This window comes from Brevibacillus sp. HB1.4B, assembly GCF_013284285.1.
Taxonomy (GTDB): Bacteria; Bacillota; Bacilli; order Brevibacillales; family Brevibacillaceae; genus Brevibacillus; species Brevibacillus porteri.
In genome coordinates this window covers 97,176-118,298 of the sequence record NZ_JABSUT010000005.1, presented here as the reverse complement: position 1 = coordinate 118,298, position 21,123 = coordinate 97,176, and the positions used below count along the sequence as shown (strand labels likewise).

Sequence of the window (21,123 nt, the reverse complement as noted above, 5' to 3'; positions counted from 1 at the left end):
CCTTTAATTTTAGCGTCTTTTCATTTGTGAAAATTCACAAACAAACTACTGTTCCCCATCTAATTTGGCTATTTTCAACTCTAAATATAAGGCAGCCCGCTGGTTCATATTGTCGAGATCGACACGCATGATCTCCTCAATTCGTCTCAGTCGGTAGCTCAACGTATTAATGTGGATATGCAGGCGCTCTGCTGTCTTGTTAACTTTGCCAGCGGCATCCAAAAAAGTCTCCAATGTCGTCAAAAGCGTGGTCTGGTTGTCGCGATCGTACTGTCTGAGCTTTTCCAGCCGTTCATTCTGATAGCCCTGCTCCTCTTCCCACTGCTTCAGTTGTAGTAGATAGCGATAAATCCCCAGCTCGTGGTACCCGTGAATCCCCTCATTTTCCTGTGGAAACAGCTTTTTGACCTTGAGCGCATGCAGCGCTTCCCTGTAGCTTTTCACAATATCCGTATAAGACTTGTAATCTCTCCCGTACCCGGCAATCACCTGGCGTCCTTCCGTGACATGTGCTTCGAGCTTGCCGAGCGAGTCTGCGAGGAACTGTTCCACCTTGCGAATGAGCACGTCACTCTTGTCTTTTTTCGCTTCGGACAGACCGATCAATAAGATGATTTGCGAGCCGTCGACAACCCAGAGCAGTTTGTCACGCATTAATAACGGATACAAGTACTGGTCCAGACGCGCTCCTGCCGCTTCAATAATACAAATTAAATAAGAGGTCGGAAGCTGCATCTGCAAGGTGTCTGCTTTTTGGCGAATGACAGCCTCACTGCTGTGATTCCCCAGCAACAGCTCCCACAGAAATTCCTTGCGTCGCTGCTCCTCCGCCTTGCGTTTTCCCTGCCGCTGGATGAGACGCGAGACGGCTACGCGTGCTGCCTGACGAAGAATTTCATCATCTTCCCGGGTAATCGGTCGATTCACCTCTTGTGCCCAAATGTAACCGAGCACGTCGCTCCCTCTGCGAATAGCAATCGCCACACGCTTACCCAAGCCAATTTCGTCCTTGGCCGGGATGTGTACGGGGTCGTCTTGCGTTAACAGCTCCTGGAATACGCCGTCCTTCCAAAGGCGCGTCAGCACTTTTTCCGGTACCCGTCGCCCCATGATGGTAGACCAGCGCGCTTCATCTGTGCTTTCTCCGTGTGAGCTGTAAGCAATCAATTTATGATCGGCATCTTCAACCGTTATCGGATTTTGCAAAAGTTCTCCAATGACATCAGCTAATTCGTCGATATCAGCATGCTGATACTGTTGAAAATAGTTAGGCTCTACGGGCACACTTTCACCTCTTTACCGCTCTTTTGTACGCGTTCCTCTATTATAGTAGAAAACATGACTTCGCTAAACGCTCTCGGTTAATTAATAAGGAGCAGTCGGAATCATGTCGCTGTCATGCGAATTGACACAAAGGAATCGGGTGACTTCACCTGTACGGTTCACCCAGTTGTGCGGTACGGATGAATCCATGTGAATACTGTCGCCAGGGAACAAATCATGCTCCTCTTCCCCCAGTAAAAGAGTCAGCACACCCTCGAGGACGTAAATAAACTCTTGACCCTTATGTATAAAAGGCGTGCCTTTTTCTCCATGCGGTGAGAGCGTGACAAGAATCGGTACCAGTGACGGATTTTCCAAATCACCGGACAGGTCCTCATACACAAAAGGCGCATGCAAAAGCCCAGATCGCTCTTTGCTCGCCCTGCGTACCTGCCCATTCCCTCCACTCGACTCACCCGAAAAGAAATAGCCTGGGCTCACTCCCAAGGCTTCCGAAATTTTTTTCAATGACTCCAGCGTAATAGAAGACTTCCCACGCTCTACTTGGGACAAAAAGCTGATCGACAGCTGCGTTTTTTCTGCAATTTGTTTGAGTGTCTTCTTTTTGCCGACACGAAGCGATTTGATTAATACACCAATGGTAGGTTCCATTTGCATACCTCGCCGTAAAAAGGATAGGTCTATCATACTCTTTCTCGAAAAAAGTTGTAAAGTTAGCATAAGTATCCATTTTTACTATTGCTGCAAATTGCATTGCATTTTATAATCTTTATTATTATCAGATTTGTAATCGCTTTATTCTTTAAAATTGAAGTGCTACTTCACTCATAAATTGAAGTGACACTTCAATATCTACCGACAAAGGAGGATTACCCGATGGCATTACAAACACAAGCGGGCGTTTCCAAAAAGGTTCAAAACAAAGCGTTGGTCGCGAGCCTTATTGGCAGCTCCATTGAGTGGTTTGACTTTTTTCTGTATGGAACCATGGCATCGCTCGTATTCAACAAGCTATTTTTTCCTTCTTCTGATCCAACTGTTGGCTTACTGCTCTCTTATCTGTCATTTGGTCTTCCCTTTTTCATCCGGCCATTGGGTGGCGTGATCTTCAGTCATATCGGGGACAAAATCGGTCGTAAAAAAACGCTAGTCTTGACATTGTCTCTGATGGGTGGCGCTACCGTCTTGATCGGTTTGCTGCCTGATTACAATGCCATTGGCATCTGGGCTCCGATTCTTCTCGTTCTGATGCGCTTGATTCAAGGCTTGGGCATCGGCGGTGAATGGGGAGGGGCATTGCTTCTCGCCGTAGAGTATTCCGGCAAAGGCAGACGCGGCTTTTTTGGAAGTATCCCGCAAATGGGTGTAACCATCGGCATGCTGCTTGGTACGTTGGCCATTTCTTTGATGAGTGCGCTTCCCGATGATCAATTCATGTCTTGGGGCTGGCGAGTTCCGTTTCTGTTGAGTGCAGCACTTGTCTTTTTAGGACTCTGGATTCGCAATGGCATTGATGAAACGCCAGCTTTTCAAGAAGCAAAAAAGACGGGGAACATTGCGAAAGTTCCCATCGTAGATACATTCCGCTATCACTGGAAAGCTGTTCTGATTGCCGTCGGAGCCAAAGTGGTAGAGACGGCGCCGTTCTATATTTTCTCGACGTTTATTATTGCCTACGCGACGAATTACTTGGGCTACGACCGAATAACGGTACTCAATGCCGTGACGATCGCCACATTGGTGACAACCATCGCGATTCCGTACATGGGCATGCTGTCAGATAAAGTCGGCAGAAAGCCTTTGTATATCGCGGGGACTGTAGCGATGATGCTGTTTGCATTCCCTTACTTTTATATGCTGTCATTGAAATCAGCCCTTTGGCTTACCGTCGCTACAGTCATCGGACTCGGGATTCTCTGGGCTCCTGTCACAGCTGTATTGGGTACGATGTTCTCGGAGATTTTCAGCACGAATGTACGCTATACTGGGGTAACGGTTGGCTACCAGCTCGGTGCTGCTTTGGCGGGTGGTACTGCTCCGCTGATCGCTACTGCCTTGTTAAGCTCCTTTAACTCCTGGGTGCCAATCGCTTTGTACATCGTAATTTCCGGAATTATTTCTCTCATTGCGGTTTCTGCTACGAAGGAAACAAAGGATTTGGATTTGGACGAATCCTGATGGAAAGGAAGAATGAGATGCTACTATTAAGCCGTGAAAACATTGAACAAATCTATACGATGAAAGATTGCTTGAAGGATGTGGAACACGTCTTCCGAGAGCATATGCTAGGAAACGTCAGCACCCCTGTTCGTACTGCTATTGACCATCCGAAATACGGAGCGACCAGTCTATACATGCCGTCCTATTTGGAAACGGACGATTACGTAGCGGTAAAAATCATCAGCATTTTCCCGGAGAATCACAAGCACGATATCAAAGCACTCCAAAGTGTAATCGTGTTGACCGAAGCAAAAACAGGACAGCATGTGGCGATGATGGACGCGAGCCTGTTGACGATAATGCGCACAGGTGCAAGCAGTGGCGTTGCAACCAAGTACTTGGCAAAAGAAAATGCGCAAAGCTGCGCTGTATTGGGATGCGGGGCACAATCCATCGGACAAATTCAAGCCGTCATGGAAGTCCGTCCGCTGACAAACATTTATCTCTATAACCGCACACGTGAGAAAGCGGACGAAATGAAACAAACACTCCTCTCCCTCTATCCGGAGTGGCAAGGCGAAATCACGGTTATGGATGATACCAATGAAGCGGTGGCGAATGCCGAAATCGTGATTTGCAGCACCAAGGCTACCAGCCCGTTGTTTGATGGATCACGCTTGCGTCCTGGTACGCATATCAATGCCATCGGTGCTTTTCTTCCGCATATGCAGGAAGTCGACTCAACTACCGTACAAAGCAGCAAAGTCGTGGTCGATACACTCGAGGGAGCCCGGCACGAGGCAGGCGATCTGCTCATTCCGATAGAACGCGGCGAATGGAGCTTTGAACAAATGCACGCTGAGCTGGGAGACATTCTGATTGGGAAAAAACCTGGCCGAGAAAACGATGAAGAAATCACGCTGTACAAATCCGTGGGTGTTGCCTATTTGGACACAGCCGTTGCCAAAACGGTTTATGAACGTGCGAAAGCAAACGGCATTGGAACAGAAATCAGCTTGTAAATCTTGGCTTATAGAAAAACAGCCGCCTTCCCACCCGGGATTTGGCGGCTGTTTGCTTTTTCCTTTCTACAAAAGTCGTGCGATTGCATCAAGTATCTGCTCTTTTTGAAAAGGCTTCACGACGAAATCACTCGCTCCTGTTTTCATCGCTTCCAGCACCTTCTGCCGGTGCCCGATTGCCGAGCAGATCAAAATTTTGGCATCACGGTCAAAATCCAAGATGTGACGCATGGCTTCAATCCCGTGCATGTGCGGCATGGTAATATCCATCGTGACAATATCTGGCTTGAGCTCCTTATACTTTTCAATTGCCTCCAAGCCATTCGTCGCTTCTCCACAAACTTCATGTTGTTCGCCTAGCATATCCGCCAGCACCCTTCTCGTGAAGGCTGCGTCATCTACTATCAGCAATCGGGCCATGCAGTCTTATCCCCTCGCATCTCGCTTGCTATTCTACTTCCTACTTTTGCAGAAATCGCAAGCCTTGTCCACGAGAGAAAATGACTTCTTTTGTCGAATAGCGCCAACTCCGATCGGTTTTATGAAATAAAGCCGATTCGCTCGCTGCTCTCTTTCGAAACATTGTCGCTGACGGGTTCAGCTGTCCCGCTCGACGCCAGAGGGCTATCTGGTTTCGGGTGTGGAGTGGTCTCACCAATCTCCGGTCGATCGACCTGTGTTACCTCATCAGGAATATGAATCTGGGGGATTTCCACCCTATCGTTTTCCATCGCGTGTACGCCTCCCTTCTGTTCCCGCTTGGCAGGATGTTCTCCATACGATTAGCCTGTCCGTATCCCTTTTTTCCATGCACAACCTTCAGAGAACCGATATAATAGGCATGACATGTATTTATATTTTCATGTGGTTTATGCTTTTTTTCTATGGAGGAATCCCGCATGCCAAAGCTGCTGCCATTTCCCGTCTTATTTACCGGTTTGGTAGTCGGGCTGCTTCTGCTCATTACCAGTCAATTCGTTACAAGCATGAAGCATCTCGATAAAGTCATAAATAAAAGCAGCCATTCTTCTGACAAAGTGCGTGTCGCCCTGTTGCTGGAGGGCCCCACTTATGATCAGGGCTGGAATAGCAGTGCACTGGAGAGTATGACAGAACTGCAAAAAAGATTTAACTTTTCACTCGAAATCGCCAATAATATAAAACCGGAGCAGATCACGAAGGTGGCTGAAAAATATGCAGCCAACGACTATGATCTCATACTCGGTCATGGCCTCATCTTCTCTGATCCTTTTACAGACGTGGCGCTTCGGTATCCGAAATCACACTTTGTTTCCTTTAACGGAGAGGCTCCGCATCCGAATCAGACGACGATTCGTTACGATATGAAGCCTGCTGGCAAGCTCGTCGGCATACTTGCGGCGAAGATGTCGAAATCGGATAAAGTTGGATACATCTTGGTAGATAAGCCCACAGAGTTCCTACAAGTAGAAGGCTTTATCGAGGGAGTGAAAAAGGAATCGCCCAACACGTCTATCGTCGTGGGAAAAGTTCCTGATTTCAATGATATTGAGGGAGCCATTCGCACAACTCGCGACATGATAGCTCAAGGTGTGGATGTCATCTACACCACAGGCGACAGCTTCAATCTCGAAGTGATTACAGAAGCGCAGCGCGCAGGTGTATTCACCATCGGATACATTGCCGATCAGCGCTACATCGCTCCAGACTACGTGCTGGTCTCCATGATGCAGGATGTTCGTCAATGCTACCGCATCATCATGGAACAGTTTATTCAAGGGGATCTCCCGAATGGAAAAGTCATGTACGGACTTGCCGAAGGAGTCAACCATCTCAGTCAATTCGGTCACATGGTGCCAGCAAATGTACGTGAAGATTTAGAACGGGAATTGCAAAATCTCATTCCTTCCCGTGGCTCGTATGGAGGTTAATCAGCATGCCCCTTTTCAGCAATCTCGGATTTCAGAAAAAAATCATGCTCAGCTATCTCGTAATGATGCTTCTCATCGGTTGCGTGACGACCCTGTTCAGCTATCAAATGACCAAGGTCACCTCTGATGAAGTGTATTTGACGCAAAACCTCTTGCCGCAAACGAGCGCCTTACTGGAAGTCAAAAACCAGATATACACCAAGACATATGCGTTGAACATGTATACATCGACACGCGACGAGTCTTATTTGGATCAATACTATACAAATCTGATCGATACGGCTCGCTTTTCCTCGCTTCCCAAAACCGAGGCGAACAGTGGCTTATTTACCATTATTGAATCGATATCCCAACTGGACTTTATCTTTTTGAACAAAATCAATCCGTTGCTGCAAGCAGGGAACGTTCCAGCCGTCAGTTATGTACTAGACAACGAAGTAAAGCCCTTGCTCGATCGATTGGAACGAGATCTCTCTTTCTCACTCAATCAGCTAGAGTATCAGACGAATAAAGAGTTTCAGAATTCGAATGAGAGCATCAAAGTCTCGTTAATCCTGACGTATTCGGTTTCCGTAGCCTCTATCTTGTTTGGGCTGTTCTGTACGTTTTACTTCCGCAATGAGCTGTTGCGCCCGATCCAGTCCCTGATGCAGCAAGCACGTGAAGTATCGAAAGGAACATTCGGTCAGCAAATCGTCTATACCCATCAAGATGAATTCCTTGAGTTGGCGCAGGAGTTCAATAAAATGTCGAGCAGCATCGCCAATCTATTCGCACAAGATGAAAGACAACGGCAAATTTTGACCGAAGAAAAAAACATCCGGGAGCAAATCTTAAACTCTCTGCCTGTTGGGATTATTACCCATTCCCATGCAACAGTTGGTCTTCATGTAAATCAGTTGGCACAGCATTTGGTCAAGCTCGACGATCACGGCTACCCCGTGTCCAAGGATTCCTTTGAAGCACCCACACGCAATGAGCCGACTCCCTGGTTCGTCAATCGCAAAATGACCTTGTACAAAAAAGACGACACGCCATTCATTGCCCTGGTCTCCTACATCCCTTTGCACAATCATCACCACGATCAGGAAACCGGGTGGATGTTCGCCTTCTTGGACATTACGGAGCAGGAGCAAATTCAAGAGTACTTGAATCAATCCGAGAAGCTGGCCATGGTCGGTCAGTTGGCAGCGGGAGCCGCTCATGAAATTCGCAATCCGCTAACGGTCATCTACGGCTTTATTCAGCTATTGGAACAGCGTTTATCGAATCAAGAGCGCGATTTGTACTACTTACCCTTAATCTTGCAGGAAATTGAACGGGTCAACCGTATCGTGACGGAGTTGTTGATGCTCTCCAAACCGTCCAAGCCCGATTATCGCGAGGTTGCGCTAACCGGAGTCGTTCATTCGATTCTTCCGTTGATGAATGCCGAGGCCATGCTGCATGGGATTCAAATCGTCGACCGCTGCGATCCGAACATTCGCATTCACGTCGATGTCGAGCAATTAAAGCAAATCCTGTTAAATTTAATGAAAAACAGCATTGAAGCCATGAAAGACGGCGGCGTTCTCTCCATCGAAAGCCGCCTGGACGATCAAGCTGTCCATATTCATGTCACAGACACGGGAGAAGGCATTTCCCAAGAGTATCTGGTCCGCATATTCGATCCGTTCTTCTCCTTAAAAGAGGATGGGACAGGACTGGGGCTGCCGATTTCCCGACGAATGGTCGAAAACCACGGTGGGGATCTGCACGTGAACAGTAAGCTGGGGAAAGGAACGGAAATCATCATCACGCTCCCGCTTACACCAAAAGAAGATTAGGCTTGCGCATCCAGCCAAGCGAACATCTTGCGCGTATACATCTCCATATCTTCTCCGACAAACAGATGGCTGGCCCCTTGCGCCAGCCATTTTTCATAGGGTTTGCCTGCCCGCGTCAGTGCATCTGCCAATTTATGAGCATGCTCCACTCCCACATTCTCATCTTCCGTTCCATGTATGATCAGCACAGGGCAAGAAATCTCGTCCATCCGATACAAAGGCGTCCGATCGCGGTAGGCATCCTCCTGCTTGCGCGGGTGACCAATGATTCTGCGCAGCATCCTTCTCAGATCAACCCGCTCCTCATAGGTCAAAAACATGTCGCTGACGCCACTCCATACGACGCAAGACAGCACGCCTTTGCACTCCATTGCAGCAAACAAGGCCATGACGCCACCGCGTGAAAAACCGTAGACACTGATTCGCCCCTTGTCCACCTTCTCCAGGTTGCGGAGCAATTCAAATGCGGCAAACACATCATGCCTGTCTGCCCCACCGAATTCATCCCGGCCCTCTCCGCCTTCGTTGCCACGGTAATGAGGAGCGAGGATCACGTAGCCAAAGGAGGCCATTTGACTGATTCGCTCGGGTCTGACGCGTCCCACTCCTTTTATCCCGCCTCGGCAATACAGGAGAGCCGGCAGACATGCTCCCTCCTGAAAATAGGTCTCTGGTACAGCCAATGCAGCTTTTACCAGCAAGTCTTGACTGTAGTAGCTGACGGTATAGAGCCGCACTCCCGGATGGACTGTCTCCTCAGGTGTACATGTGACAAATGGTGAAGTATCTAGCTGCATCCTGCTCACGATTCCTCTCTCTGTGATCTCGTAATCGTATCCACAAGCGTCACCATCGAAGGTGATAGCCATTTCTTTTTATGATAAATAAGCTGAATGGAATAAGGCGGCTTATCTGACTGAAACGGTATGGCTGTGAGCACCCCTTCTGCGAGCTCTCTCTTGACCGCCATGTGCGGCAGCAAAGCTACACCCAAGCCACAGCGTACACACTGCTTGATCGCTTCTGGATTGCTGAATTGACAGGCGATTCGCTGACTCATCCCAGCCTCTCCAAAAGCCTCCAGCAGCATCCCCCGATACGTACATCCTTCTTCGGTCAATACAAGTGGCTCTCCGCCCAAATCATGGACAGTGAGTGCTGTTGCTGTCGTAAATCGATGGGCAGGTGGCATGACGATCACCAATTCTTCCTCGCGAATAACATGGGTGACTAGCTCAGGGTCTGTACAAGGTCGGTCGAAAATGATCCCGATATCGAGATAGCCATCCTTGATCTGCTGTACAATTTCTACTTCCCCAGCCGTCCGCAATACTAAATCAACCTGAGGATATTGCTGACAAAAAGCCTGCAAATACGGCGGCAGAAAGAACGCCGCCAATGTATCGATCGTTCCAATGGCAATCGGACCTGTCGTCTGTTGCTTAATCACTTCTTTAGATTCCCCATACAGACGAATCAATTCCCGAGCGTACGGCAGCAAGGCTTCTCCTGCTTGCGTCAGTCGCAGCTTGCGTCCGTATCTTTCAAATAGCGGGGCTCCATACGACTGCTCCAGCTTTTGCATTTGTGCCGTTACCGTCGGTTGAGCATAGCCCAGTTCTTCTGCAGCCCGTGTAAAGCTCCCATACCGGGCTACTTCGCGAAAAGTATGTAAATAGACCAGCTCCATCCCGCTTCCTCCCATAGAAATTAGTAATGATCTTCATTGAATAGTATAGATAACTGTGATGATTGCTTCAATGCTATGCTTTGTACATAAACCATCACACGGTACGAGGAGGATTTGGATATGTCCCTTGTTTTGCAAACACCCGCCGCGTCATCTGAAGTAGCCCGCACTCATTTTTTCGACAAGCTTTCTCTCGAAACAGATGTCGCTGATGTATGGAATGACATCCAAAACCGAGTAGAAGGCTTCTACATCCTGGATGCTCGCAGCGAGAAAGCGTATCGGGACGGTCATGTTCCTGGGGCTCTGCATCTCCCCCATTCGCTTATTTCCGCTGAGACGACGGCTACTCTGGACCCGACCAAGCTCATGGTCGTCTACTGCTGGGGTCCCAACTGCAACGGTGCTGCAAAGGCTTGCGCGAAACTAGCCGCTCTCGGCTTTCGAGTAAAAGAGATGCTCGGTGGGATTGAATACTGGGAAAAAGAGGGGAATCCTCTCGAATAGGAAACGCAAAAAAGGACGGGAGCTAGATCCCGTCCTTCTTACGTTATCGCAAGGCTTAGTAGCCGCGTTTTGCATTCTTTTTGTTGATTGTCGCAAGGTTCTCTTCGCTGTGCTTCATCCATTTTTTCATCTTATCTTCGAAAGAAGCTCCGCTTTCTCGTTTTGCATTCCCTCCGCGGTCGCCTCCACGATATCCACCACCACGGCGCTCTTCACGTTCCGGACGCTCAGGCGCTGGGAGTGCTGCGCGAACCGAAAGCGAGATTTTACCTGCATCATCAATGGAGAGTACTTTTACCTTTACTTGTGCCCCCACGGTAAAGTGATCATTGATATCCTTAACAAAACCGTTTGCTACTTGGGAAATGTGGACCAGCCCCTGCTCGGTTTCGCTGACTGCTACGAACATCCCAAACGGTTTAATCGCTGTCACTTTTCCTTCGATGATGCTTCCCACTTGTACTGCCATCCAGTTTGCACTCCTTTTATTTTTTCAGAAAAATGGTGAGAACCTCAAACCAGAAGCCTCATTCTCTTAGTATAGCAGAGAAATTCCAATACTGAAAAGCCTATTCTTTCTAGGCGCATACTCCAAGCTAGTTATGGCCCAGTGCGAATGCATCCATCGCCATTACAAGTTCTTCATTTGTCGGGATTACCATGACTTTTACCGGAGAGTATTTCGTGCTGATGAATGCCTCACCTTTGCTAGTGCGGTTTACCTCACGATCCAGGTTTACCCCGGCAAATTCGAGACCAGAGCACACCAAATCACGCACGGCAGCACTATTCTCTCCAACACCTGCCGTAAAGATAATACCATCTACTCCATTCAGTCGAGCAAGGTACAGTCCCACATGCTTATGCAGAATAGTGGTAAACAATTCCAGCGCCAACTTGCTACGGAGATGTCCCTCTTCTGCTTTTTTCATAACGTCGCGCAAATCGTTGGATACACCCGATACGCCCATAAGACCGCTATTGTTATTCAGAATCTTAATAGCGCCAGCCGTGTCGGTCTTTTCAATTTCCTCAATATACGGGATGATACCTGGGTCAATGTTTCCGCTGCGCGTACCCATGGACAAACCAGCCAACGGTGTCATCCCCATCGATGTATCATACGATTCACCATTTCTGATCGCCGTGATACTAACCCCACTTCCGATGTGGCAGCTGATCAGACGAAGCTGTTCTTTCGAGCGACCCATCATTTCTGCTGCACGGCCCATTACATAGCGGTGAGACGTTCCATGGAAACCGTATTTGCGAATACCGTATTGCTCGTAGTATTCATAAGGCAGTGCGTACAAATACGAGGATGGTGGCATTGTTTGGTGGAACGCTGTATCAAAAACAGCAACGTGAATCAAATCAGGAAACAGACTTTGAGCAACTTCAATCCCGGTCAGGTTAATGGGGTTATGCAGCGGGGCGAAACGGGACAGGTTACGAATTTCTTCTTTTACTTGGTCATTGATAATAACGGACTGCTTAAATGCTTCGCCGCCGTGAACAACACGATGGGAAACGATATCTATCGAATATTGTTTGAGGGATTCAAACACTCCCCGAATAGCATCTTCATATTGGCCACGCTGGATTTGCTCCAAATAATCATGTGCAATCAATGTTTTGGAAGGCATTTCATACAGCTTGTACTTCACCGAAGAACTTCCGCAGTTCAGTACAAGGACATTCTTTTTTTCTACCACGATCTAATCCACTCTCCAATCATTCATCACAGCCTTCTCTCCTACTAGGATGGATAGGCTTCCTACATTTTATAACGATATGCTCTCCGTGAATACAGGTAATTGAGAGCAATTATCAACAACATCGTGACAGATCCAGATGCATCGAGCAAAACATCCTGTACCATTCCGGTTCGATCCGGTGTAAACGTCTGGTGCCATTCATCCAAAACAGCCGTCATCACACTGCAAAAAGCGCTCCAGGGCAGTGCTTGCCCAAACGAGAGATGATGCGAAAACACGCGATACCAGCTATAAGCCAAGAGGGCAAAAACAGTAAAGTGTGTCCCTTTCCGTATCAAGAACTCTATAAAACCAGCCGCTCCCTTTTCTTCCAAGCTCACATCCTTGCCTCCGTAAGGAATGGATATGTCGCCTATACGGTCTTGTAAGCTCTGTTCATCTACTAGCTTGTCTATCGTCCCTCGCATGTCTTGCTTGGCGTATGGCTGTGAAGAAGAAATGAACAACCCGAGTAGAATGCCAATCAAAAGCAAGTAATCCCATACTTTTCGATATCGACGCACGTGTTTGCTACCCCCTGCTTTCGATTCTCTTTCCTATCTTACCATGACGTATACCTAGTTAGTCGGTTACAGCTACGTGAACGATTGAAAAAGAAAAACGCCAACCTATTTTAGCGGTTGGCGTCATGTGTAGAAGAAGAAAGTGGCAGGAAGTCCTCTTGTACAGGTACATACTCCCTGGAATCGTGGTTCGAGGCTTCGACTTGCCCTGTTTTTTGTGAGCGAGCCTGTTCCCGTTTTCTTTCTTTGAAATCGCGGCGACGTACTTGGTTATTTTCCCACCAAATCCGCAAATGACGAGCAAGGATCGGCAAGGACATCTCAGAATGGGCAGCCTGTCTTTGAACAGCTGCATGTTGCATACCAGGAAGGAGTCCCATTGTGGCAAAAGCCCCCATTAGAACGCCAAGCAACAATACGCTGGCAAAGGACGCAAACGAATCATTCCCACTCCCCAAGCCCCCAGCTAGCGGAAGGCTGGCTAACGCGATCGCCAAATATATCCCCGCTTGATTAAGCATGGTGCGTTTTGCCCCCAGCTTGATACCGTCCCAAACTCGTTCCTGTTCGGCTTGGGCCTTGTACAGCTCATCCAGCGCAAGAAGTGCCTGCAAAATGATGACGGCAATGACAGCAACCATACCATAGAAGCTCATCACGTTCATCGGTCGATCCAGCCACAGCAATCCCAGCGCAAAGCCTCCAGACAAGACAGGCAAGAGAACGAGGGCAAATAATCCATCGCGCGTTCTGCGTTGCAAAAGCAAGCTCATGATAAGTACGAGGGCAATCAGACTGCCAATCGTCAAGAATCGGCTGCTCCAATCAACCTTGTTGAGCTTTTTCTCCTCCAATTTCTTCAGCTCATCGTTGTTATATACCGTGTAGCCTTCGGGTATCGTCACCTTTTCTTGCATGGAATATGGAATGATGTAAGACCATAGCTCAATTCGACTTTGGTCTGAGACGGCACTGCTTACCTTGAAGACATACAGTCCGTCTTCCCGTTGATAAGTGGGCGGTTCGCTGCCGATCGACCAATCTACCAGCTCAGATAACCGCACTGTACCTTGTGATGTTCGAATCAATATATTTTTTACTTGATCCGGATAGTCCATCCACCCGTCAGGGAATCGGACGTGGATCGGTACCTGACGTTCATTCCAATAGACACTGCCAGCTGTTTTTTCTCCCAAATAGCTCTCCAGTTGTCTCTTGATCTCCTCTTGCGTAATCCGGTAACGTGCCAGCATCTCTTGTTTCGGACGAATGTCGATAAAGGTCCCCTCTGCACCTGGACCGATTCGTTCATCTGTTACAAGTTCTCGCCCCTCTTTATCCTTCGCACTCTGTTTTTCCATGAATGCCAATACTTCATTGGCAATGTTCTGCGTCGTTTGCAAGGATGGCCCCATGATCGTCAAGACGAGACGTGTTGCCTTATCTTTATTAATGACCAGCGCAAACGGATCTGTCTGAGGAATATCTCGCAGCTCTTTGTCCAGTACTTTTTCCAGCTCCGAGACTGATTGCGTCCAATCGTATTTGTCCACGAGCTTTAGTTGAAAACTCAGATTTTCTTCGGAAGCAATCGTGTAGACATCTCGGACTTCGTCAATGGCAAGCAAACGCTCCTCGGCTATTTGTGCTGCCCGCATGGCCTCATCGATGCTGCTTCCCTGCACCATTGGCAAAGAAAGCGACTTTTCCCCATAATCAAGCTTGGCGTACGGATCTACAAGAATAAACGACTTGAGCAAAAAGACGAAGACAAGCGAGGCAACCAGTGTGATTCCATAAGGCAAATACCCTTGTTCCACCAGTCGTTCCCAACGATCTTGAAAAAAACTTGTCACCTTATTGGAGGCCCGTGGTGTTTCCTTCTCTACTCGTTCGGAAGCTTCCAGCCACGTTCCTGTCAGTACAGGTGTGATAAATCCATAGACAAGAATAAGAGCAAACGTCCCCAGCAAAAGAACGGGCCAAGCATCGTACAAGACAACCTTGTCTTCTGCCTTGAGGAAATCAGTGAATACGACACCTGTCCAACAGGCTGCCACTACGACAACCGTGAGTAAAAACGGCTTCATCAACCCCCACGCCATTTGCAAGCAACGAACAAACGAGTACGAGGGCAGGCGAGAAAACTGATGAAACAACGCAGAGCCTGCTCCTGTGAACAATAGCGAAAACAACACGAGTGGCCCAAGCGTGGAGAGCGTCAATGGGATTCCCCAAAGCCACATTCCCCCAAGAACACTGCCGACCGCAAGTACGTTTGCAAAAAGCGCAAGTACAGCCCCTGCCCATTGTTTTCGGGTCAAGTACATAAAGAGCGAACAGATGACAGCAGTTAGAACAGCTAATGCCCCAAGCTGCCTCAATGCAGCGGTGATTGTCTGCGCGTCGTCACGAAACAAATCGAGGCGGTACTTGCCGCCTGAAGCCTGGTTCAACTCGGCAACCGCTTCCTTTACTTGCTTGCTGATTACAGGCAATTGCCCGACATCTGCTGCATACACCGTGATTCCTAATGCAGGCGAGCCTCGATACATCCCGATTTGTTCGCCTTTGCTCCCGCGTCGATCACGAATGTCAGCCAACGTATGTAGTGGTACGTATCCTTTATCGGTGGGGATCAAGTGCTTACCCAGATCTTGCAGCCCTTCCGATTTACTCGTCCATTGAATAATGGTTCGATCCTTATCAGCTCCAACAGAGCCTACCTCTTCCCCAACCACATCTATCGGCAGTTGCGCCAAAACATCAGCAGGTGTGAGCCCGTAGGCGAGTAGCATGGACGGTCGGAAAATGATATCTACCTGCTCTTTCAAGGCTTGCTTGTCCATTTCGATGCGAGCGATCCCTGGCAGATTGATCAATTTGTCGTAGACGGTATTTTGGGCAACGTCAGACAAGGTCTGCAAGTCCGTGCCGTACAGTACATAAAAGCCAATTTTGCTGTCTGCCAGATTGCTTTGACTGACGCTCCATTCCTGTACTGGCAGCTGCTTCGTGATTTCTCCCAGCTTCTTTTCCAATCGTTCCTTGTAATCCGAACCGATTTGTTCCGATGTTTTTACAGTAATAACCGCCGACCCCGTCCGAGATTCGGAAGCAATCGTAAGCACACTGCCCAATGAACGTACCGCTTCCTCTACTTTTCTTGCGACTGATTCGTCTACTTCCGCAGAGGAGAGTTTGGGTGCTGAGAGACTAATTGTATATTCCGGCACAGACCGATCCGGAAAAGTCTTGATATCCAGACCGAACCAAGCTCCTACCGCAAGTAGACAGCAAATGACCACCAGAATGCGGGTAAAGGACGGGACAATCGATAAAAATGTCTTGTTATTCATCCGCCACCTTCACCGCCTCACCATCCACTACATACGACAAGCCTGCCGCGACAATCTGGTCACCAGGCACGAGACCTTCCACTACCTCATAGAAGGTTCCTTGCAATGCCCCCACTTTGACAAACGTCTTTTCCACTGAGTTTTCATTGATTTTCATGACGTAATATTCTTCATCAGAGACACCGATGCTGCTAACAGGAACGAGCGCAACATTTGACGCTGGCAGCTGATACTGACAAGTGACAGTCATGCCACCTTTCCACGCTACATTCTTGCCGTCTACGGTCACTTCGACTGGATAAGACCCTAAGCTGGTATCCATAACAGGTGAGACAAACGTCACTTTTCCTTCTGCTTCACTGCCGTCCGGAGCTTTCACCTTTACCACTTTACCTGCCTGCCAATGGGCGATTTGCTCCCTTTCTACCTGTAGCTTGACAAGCCAAGAGCTCGTATCGACCATCCGAATGACCTCTGTCCCAGGTCCTGCTTGCTCCGACGCTGTCTTGGAGATCGCAGCTACCACACCTGTAAACGGAGCTTTGATCACCGCATCAGCCGCTTCCTGCTTCGCGCGGCTCAATTGGACATTGGCCTGCTGGACGCTTGCATTCGCTTCTTCGATATCCAGTGGATCGGCGCCCGTCAGCAGGTTGTTGTACGCAACTTGCTCTTCTTCCAGACTCAGCTCGGCCTGTCGCAGTGCTGAGGCCAGCTTGTCTTTTTCATCTTTCGAGATGGCTCCATTCGCATACAGAACCTCCGCTTTGGAGAGCTCGTCGCGAGCTTTTTGCATCTGTTCTCTCGCTTTTTCTACCTGTAGCTTCTTGGTCTGCACCTCATGACTCTCCGGCCCCTTGGCGGCCTTTTCCCGCTTGATTGCAGCACTTGCTACCTGTCCTTGAGCTGCGTGAATTCCTTGCTGCAGGGCCGTTCCATCTAATGTCGCCAACGTCTGCCCCGCCTTGACAGTGGCTCCTTTTTCAACAAGAATGCCTGAAATTTTGCCTGAGGCGCCAAACGATAAAGCCAGCTCCTGACGCGGTGCCACTACACCTGCGACTTCCATCAGTCGCTCATCCTTGCCATTCTCCACTGTATACGCACTTACCGTTTTTACCTTGATAACCGTTTCTTCTTTTGTTCGTTTCAGACTTGAAACATCCTCATTTAGCTTTTCGCACCCTACGAGTAGCAGGACCACAACCGAGAGACTTATCCATTTATTCGTATTTTTCATTCCTGCAACCCCACATTTCCCCCTGAATCTTCCTATACTGACAAAGAAACGACGAATATTGACAAAATATATTTTACAGAAAAAAATGGTATAGTTGTACTACTTTTCTGTCATTTTACATTATTTTTTATAATCCAAATGTCTCGTCACTTGTTTGTAACTCGTATCTAGTATGATAGAAGGGCAGGAAAACGGGGCAACTGCATTGCTCCTATTGTTAGCGCTTACACAAATCCTTTATTTTTTCATGGTGGGAGTGATCGTCATGGCCAAAATTTACACTTCGTACACGGACATCGTGGCTGATATTCACGATGGTGCCACTTTATTAGTGGGCGGCTTCGGACTGGTAGGAATTCCGGAGAATCTGATTATCGCCCTGCGAGACAAAGCAGTGAAAAACTTGACAGTCGTCTCAAATAATTGTGGGGTAGACGATTCGGGACTCGGTCTCCTTTTACGCGAAAAGCAAATCAAAAAAATGGTCTCCTCTTATGTGGGAGAAAATAAGGAATTCGAACGTCAATTTCTGTCTGGTGAGCTCGAAGTTGAGTTGACACCACAAGGGACGCTGGCGGAGAGAATTCGTGCAGGCGGAGCTGGCATTCCAGCATTCTATACCCCAGCTGGAGTCGGCACACCTATCGCTGAAGGACGGGAAACGCGCGATTTTACAGGAAAAGAGTACCTGCTTGAATATGGCATCACGGGTGATTTCGCACTCATTAAAGCGTGGAAAGCTGACAAAATGGGTAATCTCGTCTTCCGCAAAACAGCCCAAAACTTCAATCCGATGATGGCAACAGCCGGAAAAATCACCATCGTCGAAGTAGAAGAAATCGTAGAGACAGGTGAACTGGACCCTGAGCATATTCACACACCAAGTGTCTATGTGCAACGTGTGATACAGGCACCTTCGTTCGAAAAACGCATCGAACGACGCACTGTCCGCTCGTAAACAGCAAAAGAGAGAACCGGATTACATTCAAGGGAGGAAAACACAGATGTCGCTTACACGTGAGCAAATCGCCACTCGTGCCGCTGGGGAAATAGAAGATGGCTTTTACGTCAACTTGGGGATTGGAATGCCCACGCTCGTCGCCAACTACATCCCGGAAGGAAAAACGGTCGTTCTGCAATCGGAAAACGGCTTGCTCGGAATTGGCCCTTACCCGACAGAGGAAAACCTCGATCCTGATCTAATCAACGCCGGAAAAGAAACCGTTACGGCTATTCCAGGTGCGGCCTACTTCTCCAGTGCTGAATCGTTTGCGATGATTCGCGGCGGCCATATCGACCTCGCTATTTTGGGGGCGATGGAGGTTTCTGCTGCGGGCGATCTCGCTAACTGGATGATTCCTGGAAAAATGGTCAAGGGCATGGGCGGTGCCATGGATCTCGTCCACGGCGCAAAAAAAATCGTCGTCATCATGGATCATGTCAACAAGCATGGTGAGACAAAAATCTTGAATGAATGTACCCTGCCGCTTACTGGCAAGAAGGTTGTTAACCGTATCATTACGGACAGAGCTGTCATGGACGTAACACCAGACGGACTTGTCCTCGTCGAAGTAGCAGAAGGCTATACAGCCGAAGATATCCAAGCCTGCACGCAGCCTACTCTACTTATCTCTCCAGAACTGAAAACCATTGGGCTGTAACCTATTTTTCAGGTACAGAACCCCGTTAGTAAAATAGCCGACTTCATCGCAGCCGCGTGAAGTCGCTTTTTCTTTCCTTTTTTTGCTTGGTGTGCGCACACTTGCGCGGTCGCCTCCTTCTCACCTTTTCGTATATAATATGGATGATCCATCAAATTTCCCAGTATCTGAGAGGAAGAGATTCCATGTCTGGAACAGTCGGTTGCTTACTCATCCATGGATTTGCCGGAGACATCAACGACATACTCCCACTCGCCAAAAAGCTCCGCGAGGCTGGCTATCACGTGGAATGCCCTACCTTGGAGGGTCATGGGACTACTCGTCGTCACATGGCAAAAAGCACCCGCCACGACTGGCTCCGCTCGGCAGAAGAAGGCTACAAGCGACTGGCCATGCGCGCTGACACCATCGTGGTCATCGGATTTTCCATGGGGGGACTGCTCGCCTTTCACTTGACGACGAAATACCCCGTCGCCCTGCTGTTTACCCTCAACACTCCTTATAAATATTGGGATGTCAAAGAGGCGATGCACTATTTGCGTGAGGATTTCTCTACCCACTCCAAACGCTACATACATGGCATCGGCAGAATCCCTTTTAGCAGCATGCTGCAATTTCGCAGGCTGTTGGCAGAAACGAAGCCGCTTTTGTCCAAAATTACGACGCCATACATACTGCTGCAAGCAAGGCGGGATGATACTGTCCACGCCGTGAGTGCACAAATACTCGCGACCAGTGTGGATGAAGCAGCTTCCCCGCACATTTCTTGGTACGAGAATTCCAATCATATGCTGCTGCATGGTCCTGATAAAGAGGCTGCGATTGCCCACGTCATGGCCACGATCAAGAGACGTTTTCCATCTTGATCAGCTTCGGTCGGCCCAACCAGGCGAGTGCAAGCATAAACAGCACAATAGCAATTCCGATGTACATCACACTCAGTCCTACATGTTCATCCAGCCAAAAGGCAAGGAGCGGCCCCAGCGCCGCGCCCAGATCGCTCACGACTGAATATTGTGTCATCCATGCATGGCTGTTGGCCTGTCTCGCTGCTACATCCGCCGCGAGTGTATCCAGCACAGTCGTGATAATCGTCGCGGTCAACTGAATGCCGAATAAAATGGCAAACCATATCACGAGTGCGTTCGTTCCTTGTAGGCGTGTCGTTCCCTGCAACGCAGCAAACAGCAACGAAGCGACAAGCAAAGTCACGATGAACATTTTCGTCCTGCCATGCTTGTCAGACAATGTACCAACTAACGGGGCAGCCCATGGTTCCCATCCCCAGCGTATGCCTTGTACCAGACTCGCAATGACTGCTGCCCCTAACACGACTCCGCCGACCACAATAAATGGATCGCGCACTTCGACCACTCTACTTAACGTGGAGGTAAATATCCCTTGGTACACCATCGTGACGAGTAGTGCCGTAATCATCGTCATCAGCATCGCTCCCTGATTCCATATACGTTTTCCTGTTACCATCCGCTTCACGTCTGTCTGATCCTGACTGCTAAAGGAAGGCCGTATATAGCGAAAAACGAGAATCGCTGCAAACAAGGAAGGCACCGCGAGAGCGATGGAAGCAACAGACAGCCCGTACCAAGAAGCCAGAATTGCTCCGACCAACATACCCCCGAGGCTCCCTAATCGATACAGTCCGTTGTACAAGCCCATGAGCTGCCCGCGATTATGCCCTTCGGAAACAGTCACGATCAAGGAATACGCACCTAGCCTTAAAAATGTCCAAGCTACTCCCCACAAGCATCGCATCACAAGCCACAGCCAAAAGCCTTCCAAGCTGTACGAAAGCGTCGTTAGAAAAGCCAGCCCCACTGCCAAAATCAAACCCGTACGTCCTCCTGAGCGCTCATACCATTTTCCAACAAGGGGCCCGAGTGGTACACGGATAAAGCGGTTCACCGCCAGTAATACCCCTACTTCCCACAACGAAGTTAACCCCGCCTCTTTCCAGAAAAGAGGAAGCACCACATACAGCATCGAATCTCCTACCATACATAATGCTGTCACCAGTGCGACTGCCACGACTTGTGTCTTTCCACTGACCTCTCTCATCTCCTGATCCTTCTCTCTACTCGTTTTCTGTCTTTCTGAGCTATACCTTACGCGCAATCACTCATCATTTCTAATACATATTTATCTACAACTCATAAACAAAAGTT

Annotated in this window: 20 protein-coding genes; 8 read left to right on the top strand and 12 right to left on the bottom strand. The window is 48.6% G+C overall.

What is annotated here, in order from left to right; all coding sequences use genetic code 11:
• Positions 1 to 45: 45 nt before the first annotated feature.
• Together HP398_RS13880 and HP398_RS13875 are read right to left on the bottom strand one after the other, a co-directional pair.
• On the bottom strand, positions 46 to 1,284 hold the full coding sequence (locus tag HP398_RS13880) for a PucR family transcriptional regulator (RefSeq protein ID WP_173622878.1): 1,239 nt from the start codon (positions 1,282 to 1,284) through the stop codon (positions 46 to 48).
• Between the two features lie 81 nt (positions 1,285 to 1,365).
• On the bottom strand, positions 1,366 to 1,935 hold the full coding sequence (locus HP398_RS13875) for a helix-turn-helix domain-containing protein (RefSeq protein WP_017251518.1): 570 nt from the start codon (positions 1,933 to 1,935) through the stop codon (positions 1,366 to 1,368).
• 225 nt (positions 1,936 to 2,160) lie between these two features.
• Here HP398_RS13875 and HP398_RS13870 point away from each other — a divergent pair, with 225 nt between their 5' ends.
• Positions 2,161 to 3,462, top strand: coding sequence for an MFS transporter (locus HP398_RS13870; protein WP_173622877.1), 1,302 nt, complete (start codon positions 2,161 to 2,163; stop codon positions 3,460 to 3,462).
• 17 nt (positions 3,463 to 3,479) lie between these two features.
• Positions 3,480 to 4,466, top strand: coding sequence for an ornithine cyclodeaminase family protein (locus HP398_RS13865; RefSeq protein WP_173623064.1), 987 nt, complete (start codon positions 3,480 to 3,482; stop codon positions 4,464 to 4,466).
• Between the two features lie 66 nt (positions 4,467 to 4,532).
• Here the strand turns inward: HP398_RS13865 and HP398_RS13860 are convergent, their stop codons facing one another.
• Positions 4,533 to 4,886: a response regulator gene (locus tag HP398_RS13860; protein ID WP_017251521.1), complete on the bottom strand. Its 354-nt coding sequence runs from the start codon at positions 4,884 to 4,886 to the stop codon at positions 4,533 to 4,535.
• A 119-nt stretch (positions 4,887 to 5,005) separates the two neighbouring features.
• On the bottom strand, positions 5,006 to 5,197 hold the full coding sequence (locus HP398_RS13855) for a hypothetical protein (RefSeq protein ID WP_017251522.1): 192 nt from the start codon (positions 5,195 to 5,197) through the stop codon (positions 5,006 to 5,008).
• Positions 5,198 to 5,365: 168 nt separating this feature from the next.
• Between HP398_RS13855 and HP398_RS13850 the strand changes: the two genes are divergently transcribed.
• Complete coding sequence (locus HP398_RS13850) at positions 5,366 to 6,376, top strand: BMP family ABC transporter substrate-binding protein (protein WP_173622876.1); 1,011 nt, start codon at positions 5,366 to 5,368, stop codon at positions 6,374 to 6,376.
• A 5-nt stretch (positions 6,377 to 6,381) separates the two neighbouring features.
• On the top strand, positions 6,382 to 8,202 hold the full coding sequence (locus HP398_RS13845; protein WP_069848939.1) for a sensor histidine kinase: 1,821 nt from the start codon (positions 6,382 to 6,384) through the stop codon (positions 8,200 to 8,202).
• Here the strand turns inward: HP398_RS13845 and HP398_RS13840 are convergent.
• A complete protein-coding gene (locus HP398_RS13840; protein WP_173623063.1) occupies positions 8,199 to 8,999 on the bottom strand; it encodes an alpha/beta hydrolase family protein in 801 nt (266 codons plus the stop codon). The genes HP398_RS13845 and HP398_RS13840 overlap by 4 nt on opposite strands.
• 5 nt (positions 9,000 to 9,004) lie before the next feature.
• Positions 9,005 to 9,892, bottom strand: a complete 888-nt coding sequence (locus HP398_RS13835) for a LysR family transcriptional regulator (protein ID WP_173622875.1) — start codon at positions 9,890 to 9,892, stop codon at positions 9,005 to 9,007.
• 120 nt (positions 9,893 to 10,012) lie between these two features.
• Here HP398_RS13835 and HP398_RS13830 point away from each other — a divergent pair, with 120 nt between their 5' ends.
• A complete protein-coding gene (locus HP398_RS13830; RefSeq protein ID WP_173622874.1) occupies positions 10,013 to 10,399 on the top strand; it encodes a rhodanese-like domain-containing protein in 387 nt (128 codons plus the stop codon).
• Positions 10,400 to 10,454: 55 nt separating this feature from the next.
• On the opposite strand, the gene HP398_RS13825 is transcribed toward HP398_RS13830, so the two are convergent.
• The 5 genes from HP398_RS13825 to HP398_RS13805 form a co-directional block, all read right to left on the bottom strand.
• Positions 10,455 to 10,868, bottom strand: coding sequence for a S1 RNA-binding domain-containing protein (locus HP398_RS13825; RefSeq protein WP_007718541.1), 414 nt, complete (start codon positions 10,866 to 10,868; stop codon positions 10,455 to 10,457).
• A 127-nt stretch (positions 10,869 to 10,995) separates the two neighbouring features.
• Positions 10,996 to 12,114: an acetate/propionate family kinase gene (locus HP398_RS13820; protein WP_173622873.1), complete on the bottom strand. Its 1,119-nt coding sequence runs from the start codon at positions 12,112 to 12,114 to the stop codon at positions 10,996 to 10,998.
• A gap of 62 nt (positions 12,115 to 12,176) precedes the next feature.
• On the bottom strand, positions 12,177 to 12,680 hold the full coding sequence (locus HP398_RS13815) for a VanZ family protein (protein ID WP_017251529.1): 504 nt from the start codon (positions 12,678 to 12,680) through the stop codon (positions 12,177 to 12,179).
• Positions 12,681 to 12,790: 110 nt separating this feature from the next.
• Entirely contained in the window at positions 12,791 to 16,039 is a 3,249-nt protein-coding gene (locus tag HP398_RS13810; RefSeq protein ID WP_173622872.1) for an efflux RND transporter permease subunit, read from the bottom strand.
• Positions 16,032 to 17,279: an efflux RND transporter periplasmic adaptor subunit gene (locus HP398_RS13805; RefSeq protein ID WP_017251531.1), complete on the bottom strand. Its 1,248-nt coding sequence runs from the start codon at positions 17,277 to 17,279 to the stop codon at positions 16,032 to 16,034. Before HP398_RS13805 ends, HP398_RS13810 begins: the two co-directional genes overlap by 8 nt.
• Before the next feature lie 265 nt (positions 17,280 to 17,544).
• Between HP398_RS13805 and HP398_RS13800 the strand changes: the two genes are divergently transcribed.
• The 3 genes from HP398_RS13800 (at position 17,545) to HP398_RS13790 (ending at position 19,806) form a co-directional block, all read left to right on the top strand.
• Positions 17,545 to 18,237, top strand: coding sequence for a CoA transferase subunit A (locus tag HP398_RS13800; RefSeq protein WP_173622871.1), 693 nt, complete (start codon positions 17,545 to 17,547; stop codon positions 18,235 to 18,237).
• A gap of 46 nt (positions 18,238 to 18,283) precedes the next feature.
• On the top strand, positions 18,284 to 18,940 hold the full coding sequence (locus HP398_RS13795) for a CoA transferase subunit B (RefSeq protein WP_173622870.1): 657 nt from the start codon (positions 18,284 to 18,286) through the stop codon (positions 18,938 to 18,940).
• 101 nt (positions 18,941 to 19,041) lie between these two features.
• Positions 19,042 to 19,806, top strand: coding sequence for an alpha/beta hydrolase (locus tag HP398_RS13790; protein ID WP_173622869.1), 765 nt, complete (start codon positions 19,042 to 19,044; stop codon positions 19,804 to 19,806).
• On the opposite strand, the gene HP398_RS13785 is transcribed toward HP398_RS13790, so the two are convergent.
• The gene (locus HP398_RS13785; protein WP_173622868.1) at positions 19,784 to 21,016 is read right to left on the bottom strand and encodes an MFS transporter; all 1,233 of its coding nucleotides are present in this window, start codon (positions 21,014 to 21,016) and stop codon (positions 19,784 to 19,786) included. The two genes, HP398_RS13790 and HP398_RS13785, sit on opposite strands and share 23 nt — an antisense overlap.
• Positions 21,017 to 21,123: the final 107 nt, after the last annotated feature.